Here is a 2,354-nt window from a genome sequence, read left to right as displayed (position 1 = left end):
GAGAATGGGAAATGGATTATCAAATCATGCAGGAAAGTATGCTAAACAACCCATCCCTTCCATTTAATAAGCTAATAGAACGAATGCAAGAACTAAAATCCCGAATTAATAATCTGCCAACTGCCCACTGATAACTGCAAACTATGTTACCATTCCAGCAAGCATACGAAGTCCAACATTCTATCATGGAATGTCTTAAAGCTGATAAAACCGTGCATGAGGCTTTTTAAAAGTTTGTAACTGATGCGGAATATGGCATTTTTTAAGAGCCTTATGTTTCAGTGAAATTGCCATTCGTAAAAGCTACCGATGATGTGTCCTCATTCCATTGCAAAAAACACTATTGTGCAAATTTAAGGCTTTTTATTGTGCAAATTTAAGGTTTGCAATAGGTCGTTGTGGTGTTGATTTCTGATAAAACTGACTCAACATAAAAATCTAAACACTAGCATTATATCTAGGGCTTTTTTATGAACTCCTTTTTGGCAGGGATTTCTAAATGAAGATCGGAGGCGTAGTAGAGGAACATTGTCTGAACTATGATTAGTTTGGTTCGTTTGATTCTTATGATTTGATATTTCTAAATCATGTTCATCATTCAAATCAAGTAAATCATAGTTCAGACGTTTATTATTTTCCATCGCCTAATTTTTTAAGATTCGAGCTTCCATTCCCATGAGAGCCAGCGGTTTTTATCCTATTTAAGGCGTTGAAACGCTGGAATAAGATAGTGAGTGAAAAGCTATTGGAACCTACCATGTTTTTAATTCCATTAAATTCTATGGAATTAAAATAAGGATTTCGCCTTTGTTCCCTAAGTCCAATGAACTCAATAGTACTTCTGTTGCGTAGCCAGTTTTGGAGAAGATAGTCACTCCGCTCTGCATACCGGTGCTACAATGATTTTTAATGAGTAAAAAAACAGGGAATAAGCGAAAACAGTAAATTCGCAATAATAATGTTAGGCACAGTTTTTAATCTTTTTCGATGCGCAGATGTTCTATTTGCTCAACAGTTAATCCTGTCCCTTTTGCAATAGTAATATTATCTAAACCCATAACAATAAAATTTTTAGCTATCTCAACATTTCTGTCTTGTCTTACTTTATCTTCTGCCTCTAATCTTAAAGAGAGTATTTCACTCGCTTTGTAATGTAGATAATCTAAATATCGATTATAACCGTACTGTTGTTCTTTATCCAAACGCATAATATCTAAGCCTTCTTTTGCCTCTGCTAAGCCTTTAGCTTTAAATTCGTCTTTGACCTCGCTGTTTTTCAAGAAGTAAACCCATTCATCAAGCGTATCTTTAACGATGTCGTTAAATTTATTTACTTTGATAATATAGTATTCAGGAAAAAAGTCCGAAATTTCTTTTTTAGTAATAGTTTGTTTCTGTTGTATAGAAAGTTGAAATGTATCGTTTTCGTGTAAGCCCTCAAAATTCGTTTTACCTTTATAAATATAATCTTTCCCTTGCCCTAAATCAAAGTAAACAACATTGATAGAAATTACTTTTTTGATTTCAGAATAAGGTTGTCCTAATGATATATTTTCTATTAAAGCTTTTGAAGTACCATAGATCATCTGGTGAAAAAAATCAATCTCGTAAGTATTTTGAATCTCAACGATAATTAGCTCATTTTTTGAATTTTGTGTCAGGATATCTACCCTGTTATACTTGTCATTCTCTGTTTCTTGATTGCTCTCGCTTTCTAAAATTTTTTGGATTTTGATGTCGTCAAACAAAAGTTCAGACAAAAAGCCTTCTAAGACTACAAAGTTAGCCTTGTTTCGAAGTAATTTTTTCACTGCCCAATCAAAACGAATTAGTCTTTTGCTCATACTTTTGTATTTTAGCTAAAGTACGAAAAAACAATAAGCAAGGCTACTTTTACTTGTTTTTCAACTAATTAATAGCTGTGTTCATTTATCCTGATGTGTTGGGCTGTTTTTTAAAAAAATCATAATAGATGGATTATGTATAGTTTAGTTTTCTAAAAATGCGTTAAATAATAACTAAAATTCAATGGAAAAACAAACAATAGATTATATTTTTAGAATGTGCATGAGGACTTCTTATTGGATAAAGAAAGATTTGAAAATGTAATTTTAGCTAACCGAAAGCGCTTGTTATGGTCAGATTCACTTCATTTGGAGATTATCGAAGCTACATATTATCTGATCCGATAAGCTAATCAGACTATTTTACCCTACCGCCGGAATCCCTTATTTTTGCCACTAAATCATCTTCCACCAATCTTTTGATATAACGCATAAAACGCATAAATTTCTCCTTTATCTGGTTTAATGTGCTTTAAAATACACTATAAAACTAAGATGTACTTACCCTTC

At 32.4% G+C, this 2,354-nt stretch carries 1 protein-coding gene; it reads right to left on the bottom strand.

The genetic code is table 11. From position 1 onward, the window contains the following. Positions 1-974: 974 nt before the first annotated feature. The gene (locus ACOVQ4_RS10490; RefSeq protein ID WP_421820594.1) at positions 975-1,844 is read right to left on the bottom strand and encodes an Rpn family recombination-promoting nuclease/putative transposase; all 870 of its coding nucleotides are present in this window, start codon (positions 1,842-1,844) and stop codon (positions 975-977) included. Positions 1,845-2,354 lie beyond the last annotated feature (510 nt).

This window comes from Flectobacillus sp. (genome assembly GCF_049240685.1).
Classification (GTDB): domain Bacteria; phylum Bacteroidota; class Bacteroidia; order Cytophagales; family Spirosomataceae; genus Flectobacillus.
This window is presented reverse-complemented; position numbering and strand designations above follow the sequence as displayed.

Bases quoted from the DNA above. Each gene is read 5' to 3' on its own strand.
- ACOVQ4_RS10490 (WP_421820594.1), bottom strand. From the start codon at position 1,844: ATGAGCAAAAGACTAATTCGTTTTGATTGGGCAGTGAAAAAATTACTT.